The 6,922-nt window shown below is 56.6% G+C and carries 9 protein-coding genes and 4 tRNA genes; 12 read left to right on the top strand and 1 reads right to left on the bottom strand.

All coding sequences use genetic code 11. The features are described from left to right. A partial coding sequence (locus G403_RS25150) for a DUF4372 domain-containing protein (RefSeq protein ID WP_156899753.1) occupies positions 1-231 on the bottom strand: 231 nt, incomplete at its 3' end. A gap of 133 nt (positions 232-364) precedes the next feature. On the opposite strand from G403_RS25150, the gene G403_RS0120145 reads away from it, so the two are divergent. The 12 genes from G403_RS0120145 to G403_RS0120090 all read left to right on the top strand — a co-directional run. Beyond that, a complete protein-coding gene (locus G403_RS0120145; protein ID WP_027855583.1) occupies positions 365-1,165 on the top strand; it encodes a sulfite exporter TauE/SafE family protein in 801 nt (266 codons plus the stop codon). Between the two features lie 9 nt (positions 1,166-1,174). Then, positions 1,175-1,969 (top strand): prolipoprotein diacylglyceryl transferase, encoded by a 795-nt coding sequence (gene lgt / locus G403_RS0120140; RefSeq protein ID WP_027855582.1) that lies wholly within the window; start codon positions 1,175-1,177, stop codon positions 1,967-1,969. 45 nt (positions 1,970-2,014) lie between these two features. Beyond that, positions 2,015-2,857, top strand: a complete 843-nt coding sequence (locus G403_RS0120135; protein WP_027855581.1) for a thymidylate synthase — start codon at positions 2,015-2,017, stop codon at positions 2,855-2,857. A 9-nt stretch (positions 2,858-2,866) separates the two neighbouring features. Next, complete coding sequence (locus G403_RS0120130; RefSeq protein ID WP_027855580.1) at positions 2,867-3,382, top strand: dihydrofolate reductase; 516 nt, start codon at positions 2,867-2,869, stop codon at positions 3,380-3,382. Further along, the gene (gene birA / locus G403_RS0120125; protein WP_027855579.1) at positions 3,379-4,350 is read left to right on the top strand and encodes a bifunctional biotin--[acetyl-CoA-carboxylase] ligase/biotin operon repressor BirA; all 972 of its coding nucleotides are present in this window, start codon (positions 3,379-3,381) and stop codon (positions 4,348-4,350) included. The genes G403_RS0120130 and birA overlap by 4 nt, the downstream gene beginning before the upstream one ends. Beyond that, a complete protein-coding gene (locus G403_RS0120120) occupies positions 4,347-5,069 on the top strand; it encodes a type III pantothenate kinase (RefSeq protein WP_027855578.1) in 723 nt (240 codons plus the stop codon). Before birA ends, G403_RS0120120 begins: the two co-directional genes overlap by 4 nt. After that, positions 5,066-5,671 carry a hypothetical protein gene (locus G403_RS0120115; protein ID WP_027855577.1) on the top strand — a complete coding sequence of 202 codons (606 nt, stop codon included), beginning with the start codon at positions 5,066-5,068 and terminating at the stop codon, positions 5,669-5,671. The genes G403_RS0120120 and G403_RS0120115 overlap by 4 nt, the downstream gene beginning before the upstream one ends. Positions 5,672-5,724: 53 nt before the next feature. After that, positions 5,725-5,800, top strand: a tRNA-Thr gene (locus G403_RS0120110). Positions 5,801-5,822: 22 nt separating this feature from the next. Beyond that, positions 5,823-5,906 (top strand) — tRNA-Tyr (locus tag G403_RS0120105). Positions 5,907-5,963: 57 nt separating this feature from the next. Continuing rightward, positions 5,964-6,038: transfer RNA gene (locus G403_RS0120100), tRNA-Gly, on the top strand. 10 nt (positions 6,039-6,048) lie between these two features. Continuing rightward, positions 6,049-6,123: transfer RNA gene (locus G403_RS0120095), tRNA-Thr, on the top strand. Between the two features lie 89 nt (positions 6,124-6,212). Beyond that, positions 6,213-6,922: GTP-binding protein (locus G403_RS0120090; RefSeq protein WP_027855576.1), on the top strand; the 710-nt coding region annotated here is incomplete at its 3' end.

Raw genomic sequence — 6,922 nt, 5'->3', positions numbered from 1 at the left:
AGGCTTGGCTCCGAGGTGGTAGAGCTTATGCCGCTGACTGGCGAGGCTGGACTCGATATCTCGAAGGCTTTGTCGGCCAGAAATCTGGGACATCGCAATGCCAATGAACTGATCCCAGCGTGAAGCAGAACGGAGCTTTTGCCCTACATGATGCTCACGGGCCGTTCGCTCGAAATCATGTCTGGACAAGGGCTGGAGCAACTGATGAAACGCGGTGTTATGATGAGACAAAGCCTGAATCCTTTGTGAGTAGAGTGTTTGGTCGCACTCTCATTTTACTCACTCGGATTCAGGCTTTTTCATTTACTGCTATTTATGGGACAGCAGTGTACTATAGGCCCTTTTTACAGCAGCCGGAGCCGGAATGTTACTCACCCTAGCACTGTATATGATTCTTGGCGGATGCGCGGGTCTGGTGGCAGGGCTGTTTGGTATTGGTGGTGGGATACTGATCGTTCCGGTGCTGATTCTCAGCTTTACCGCTCAGGGGGTCGATCCGGCCATCCTGACCCACTCTGCAGTGGCCACCTCTCTGGCGACTATCGTTTTTACCTCTATTGCCTCGATCCGAGCCCATCACCGCAAAGGCGCTGTTCACTGGCGCTTGGCGGGATTGTTAACGGTGGGTATCGTGGGGGGCGCATTGTTCGGAGTCTGGCTGGCGGATCGTCTATCAGGGCCGCTTTTGCAAACGTTATTCGGTTGCTTCGCCCTGGCGGTCGCTGTTCAGATGGCTTTTGAGCTGCGTCCACCCCAGGGGAAACAGGCCCCGAGTGTCGGAGAGTTGGCTGGTGCTGGAGGCGTGATTGGGTGTGCCTCCGCGCTCTTTGGTATCGGTGGTGGAACCCTGAGCGTGCCTTACCTGCACTGGCGCAGTTTGCCCATGGCTCAGGCGGTGGCGACGTCAGCGGCCTGTGGGCTGCCGATCGCGATTATGGGCGCGTTGGGTAATATAATCAGCGGCTGGAATGAAACGGCCCTGTCCGAGGGCTACGTCGGATATATTTTTCTACCGGCGTTCGCCGGCATTGTCGTGACCAGTGCGTTTACCGCCCGATTGGGGGCGCATCTCGCGCATTCGCTGCCGCAGCGGGTGCTCAAGCGGATATTCGCGCTGTTGCTGTTGATTGTCGGGTTGCGGTTTCTGTTTGAGAATCTTGCCTAGGAGGCAAACGTGTGGGTACATGATATCGATCCGCTGGCGCTTGATCTGGGGGTGTTGAAGGTTCATTGGTACGGCTTGATGTATCTGCTGGGCTTTGCGGCAGCCTGGTGGCTGGGCAACTACCGGGCGCGCCGGTCCGGTTCTGGCTGGTCTGAGCAGCAGGTATCGGATCTGGTGTTCTGGGGTGCCATTGGAGTCATTCTTGGCGGGCGTTTCGGATACGTACTCTTCTATCACTTTGATTATTTCTTACAGGACCCTCTCTGGCTGTTTGCGGTCTGGGAGGGGGGCATGTCCTTCCACGGCGGGTTGTTGGGTGTCATGGCGGCTATCGCCTGGTTTGCCCACCATCACAAGAAGCGATTTTTTGAAATCGCCGACTTTGTTGCACCGTTGATCCCTATTGGGCTGGGTGCCGGGCGTGTGGGCAATTTTATTGGCGGTGAGCTTTGGGGGCGACCCACCGATCAGACCTGGGGAGTCATTTTTCCACGTGCCGGCGATCAGTTAGGTCGGCATCCATCACAGCTCTACGAGGCTGCTTTGGAGGGCGTCGTGCTGTTCGTGATCCTGTGGTGGTTTTCAGCCAAACCTCGTCCTCGTATGGCCGTGTCCGGCCTTTTTCTGATTTTGTACGGCCTGTTCCGTAGTTTCGTAGAACTCTTCAGGGAGCCTGATGCGCACCTTGGGTTTCTCGCGTTTGACTGGCTGACCATGGGGCAGTTGCTCTCCCTGCCGATGATCCTGGCCGGTGCCTCACTGATGGGTCTGGCCTATCGTCGACGCGACAAACTGCCCGGTTAAGCGGTAAAGTATGGCGTCTCATCCCTGTCATTAAATAGTGGCCATATGCAACAGTATCTGGACCTGATGCGGGAGATTGTCGAGCAGGGGGTCGATAAAGGCGACCGGACCGGTACCGGTACTCGCTCCCTGTTTGGACGTCAACTGCGCTTCGACCTCAGTGCGGGATTTCCGCTGCTGACGACTAAGAAAGTACACATGAAATCGATTATCTACGAACTGCTCTGGTTCCTCTCAGGCAGTACGGATAATCGCTGGCTCAATGGTCACGGCGTTACAATCTGGGACGAATGGGCACTGGAGAACGGTGAACTGGGACCCATATATGGTAAGCAGTGGCGTTCCTGGGCCTGTCCCGATGGCCGTACAATCGATCAGATTGCTGACCTTATTGCGCAGATCAAGCGCAATCCCAACTCGCGTCGACTGATTGTCAGTGGCTGGAATCCGGCAGACCTGCCGGATGAATCGATCAGCCCGCAAGATAACGTCAGGCAGGGAAAAGCGGCTCTGCCGCCCTGTCATACGCTGTTTCAGTTCTACGTGGCGAAGGGACGCCTGAGCTGCCAGCTTTATCAGCGAAGTGCGGACTATTTTCTGGGTGTTCCATTTAATATCGCCAGCTATGCGCTGCTTACCCATATGGTTGCGCAACAGTGCGTCCTGGAAGTGGGTGAATTTGTGCACACCTTTGGCGACCTCCATCTGTATGCCAACCACTTGAATGATGACAGTATCGTGAATGAGCAGCTTTCACGCTCACCCAGGCCTCTGCCGCGCTTGATTATTAAACGGCACCCCGAGTCCATATTTGATTATCGCTTCGAAGATTTTGAAATCGTCGACTATGACCCCTGTCCGGTGATTCGAGCACCGATCGCGATCTGAGGAGAGAGCATGCAGCTGGCTGTGATTGTGGCCCAGTCCGAAAACCGTGTTATCGGGTGTGAAAATCGGCTCCCCTGGCGTTTGCCGGAGGATCTGCGTTATTTCAAGCAAGTCACCATGGGTAAACCAATTATCATGGGGCGCAAGACCTTTGAGTCGATAGGGCGTCCATTGCCAGGGCGAGACAATATCGTCATTACCCGGGACCCCGGTTGGCGCGCCGAAGGGGTGACTGTTGTTCGTAGTCCGGCGGCTGCGCTGGAGCGTTTGTGCCAGGTCGAACCGGCGGTGAAGGAAGCGATGGTAATCGGCGGTGCCGAGATCTACCGCCAGATGTTACCGCAGGCTGAGCGTCTTTATCTGACGCAGGTTCACGCTCAGGTAGAGGGTGATGCGCTGTTCCCGGAATTGGTTCAGGATGAGTGGTGTGAGGTAAGCCGAGAGGATTACCCGGCCTCGGGGGATAATCCCTATCCTTACAGCTTCATCGTTATGGAGCGGGTCGTCGAGGTGAATAACGGATGACGATGGAACGGTTACTGGATCTTCTGTCCGATGGCTCATTTCACTCCGGGCGCGCGCTGGGTGAGGCGCTGGGGGTCAGTCGCTCGGCGGTATGGAAGCAGATGCAGCGTTTGCAGGAACTGGGTGTCGAGATCTATAGCGTCAAAGGGCGCGGATACCGAGTGCCGGGAGGACTGGATCTGCTCGACCAGGCGCATTTCACGGCGCTGTTGAGTGAGCCGGCTCGTGAACGCCTTGCTGAAATAGCTTTTGCGCCGGAAGTTGCCTCGACCAATGAGGTGGCGCTGTCGGCACTGGGGCGTGGAGTGCGTTCAGGCCTCTATGCGGCGGAGTACCAAAGCCAGGGGCGGGGGCGTCGAGGTCGTAGCTGGTTAAGCCCCTACGGCAGTAACCTTTATTTCTCCCTGGCATGGCGTTTCAGTGCCGGTGTGGCGGGTCTTGAAGGACTCAGTCTGGCGGTTGGGCTGGCGATAAAGGACGCATTGGCGCGTTCGGGGGTGCACGACATCAAGCTGAAGTGGCCTAACGACCTGCTTTGGGAGGGCTGCAAACTTGGTGGGGTGTTGATCGAGTTGAGCGGCGATGCGTCCGGCGAGTGTGAAGTGGTTATTGGAGTCGGGCTTAATGTGAGGCTAGGTCACGACCAGAAGCAGGTTATCGACCAGCCGGCAACGGATCTCGTGCGTTTGATGGGGCAGGCCCCTGCGAGGAATGAGCTTTTGGCGCTGCTGGTGGATGAGTTGGTTGCAATGATTATTCGCTTTGAAAATGCCGGCTTCTCCAGTTTGCGTGAGCGGTGGCAGGCGGCCAATGCGCATCACGATAAAGCGGTGCGTCTTATAGCCGGTGCTCATGAGGTGCGTGGTATCTGCCGCGGGGTGGATGACAGTGGCGCTCTGCTGGTCGAGACGGACACCGGTATTCAGGCGTTTCACGGCGGTGAGATCAGTGTCAGGGCTCAGGAATGATCCTGGAAATCGATGTTGGCAACACCTTTTTAAAATGGCGTTTACGTGCCGGCACCCGGGTGGTCGGAAGTGGTCGCCATGCGTCGGCTGCGGTGGATGAGCTGCCCTTGATGCAGTTTCAATCGGTAGACGCTGTGTTAGTGGGGTCGGTTGCCGGTGAGTCAGTGAACGAAACGCTGCGCCAAACCCTTGAGCGGTATGGACTCCCCTCGCCCTGGTTTGCTGCAACAGCGGGCACCGCTTGTGGTGTCACGAACAGCTATGCAAAACCTGAAACGATGGGTGTGGACCGTTGGCTGGCGATGCTGGCGGCCTGGCGACGCCTGGGGGTAGGCTGCTGCGTAGTGGACAGTGGTAGCGCGATTACCATTGATCTGCTCGACGATCAGGGCGTGCATCAGGGAGGCTTTATTCTGCCGGGTATGCGCCTGCTCCAGAAGGCATTGTTGGGTAATACGGCACGTGTTTTCCTCAATAGTGAGGAAGCGATCGAGCAGCTGAGGCCGGCCAACAATACCAGCGACGCGGTCGCGCAGGGCGCGGGTTTTATCCTCGAAGGTGTTGCCATGCGGTTGGACACATTGCTGGGCTCCGGTCTGCCGTTGTTGATTACCGGTGGTGATGGTCCGGCGTTCAGGCGGTTGATGGGACGAGGGCAGCTGGTACCCGAGCTGGTAATGGATGGGTTGCAACTGGCATACGTGGAGCGAACAGGATGATGCGCTGGCTGTTCTTGATGCTGTTGTTGGCCAATGCGCTGCTTTTCCTGTGGTACGCCCAGCAGCAGGTTGAACCCGCCCCTGAGCACACCTCCGAGCACAGTGAGATACGGCTGCTTAAAGAGTTGCCGGTTGACGCCGTGTTGCCCGCCCGGGAGCGGATCTGTCTAAGTTATCAGCCGTTAGCGGATCGTTATGATGCAGAGCGTCTTGCAACATTGCTTAAAGATGAGCCGGTCTCTGCCGAAGTTGCGCCTCTGCCGCCTGCGGTGATCGGGTATCGGCTAACCCTGCCGCTGCCGGCAACCGCGGACGCGCGTATTCAGCTATTGGATCGCCTCGCGGAAGGTGGATGGGTACCTGAAACCCGGGGTGGGGCACTCTCTTTTGGTACCTTCAATGACAGAGAGGCGCTGGAGCGCGTCAGGGGCGAGCTGCCGAGGCCGCTTCAGGTGCAAACACGTGTGCAGCCGGTCGAAGCTCAGGATGGGACTTGGGAAGTGCGTGTGAAACATCTCTCTGGTTATAAAATATCCAGTGAAATCAAGCAGGTTATCGAAAACGGTTGGCCGGAGATAAAAGTTAAAAAAAATGCGTGTTAAGGGTTGCATCGCCCCGGGCCGATCATTAAGATACGCACCACTTCGTTGCCAAGGCCGGTATAGCTCAGTTGGTAGAGCAACTGACTTGTAATCAGTAGGTCCGGGGTTCGACTCCTCGTGCCGGCACCAGTTGAGACAACGAAGTGATTGTGGTGAGGTTCCCGAGTGGCCAAAGGGATCAGACTGTAAATCTGACGCGAAAGCTTCGGTGGTTCGAATCCACCCCTCACCACCATCAACCACATCATTCGCTTACCCCGCGAGTGATTTGGTCATAAGTCAGCTGGCTTCGGCGGGTATGGTATAGTGGCTATTACCTCAGCCTTCCAAGCTGAAGAGGCGGGTTCGATTCCCGCTACCCGCTCCAAATGTGTTGCGCTCATGTAGCTCAGGGGTAGAGCACACCCTTGGTAAGGGTGAGGTCGGCGGTTCAAATCCGCCCATGAGCTCCAGTATTACGAAGGGTAGATATAGCAATATGTCTACCCTTTTTCGTATTTGGCGACCCTGGCATTCATTCCGAACAGGTTGGGAACTTGAGATGGCTAAAGAAGCTTTTGATCGTAGCAAGCCGCACGTAAACGTCGGCACCATCGGTCACGTTGACCATGGTAAAACCACTCTGACTGCAGCGCTGACCCGCGTATGTTCCGAAGTTTGGGGCGGCGCAGCCGTTGCTTTCGACGGTATCGACAAGGCGCCGGAAGAGCGTGATCGTGGTATCACCATCAACACCTCTCACGTAGAGTATGAGTCTCCGACCCGTCACTACGCGCACGTTGACTGCCCGGGACACGCTGACTACGTCAAGAACATGATCACCGGTGCTGCCCAGATGGACGGCGCGATCCTGGTTTGCTCCGCTGCTGACGGCCCCATGCCGCAGACCCGTGAGCACATCCTGCTGTCCCGTCAGGTAGGTGTACCGTTCATCGTTGTGTTCCTGAACAAGGCAGACATGGTCGATGACGAAGAACTGCTCGAGCTGGTCGAAATGGAAGTCCGCGAACTGCTGGACAACTACGACTTCCCGGGTGACGACACGCCGATCATCGTTGGTTCCGCGCTGATGGCGCTGAACGGTGAAGACGACAACGAAATGGGTACCACCGCTGTTAAGAAGCTGGTTGAAACCCTGGACGAGTACATCCCTGAGCCGGAGCGTGCTGTTGATCAGCCGTTCCTGATGCCGATCGAGGACGTATTCTCCATCTCTGGTCGTGGTACGGTTGTAACCGGTCGTATCGAGCG

The organism is Marinobacterium litorale DSM 23545, assembly GCF_000428985.1.
In the GTDB taxonomy this organism is placed as follows: domain Bacteria; phylum Pseudomonadota; class Gammaproteobacteria; order Pseudomonadales; family Balneatricaceae; genus Marinobacterium_D; species Marinobacterium_D litorale.
Note: the sequence above shows the minus strand (reverse complement) of the source record. Positions and strands in the feature narration are given on the sequence as shown.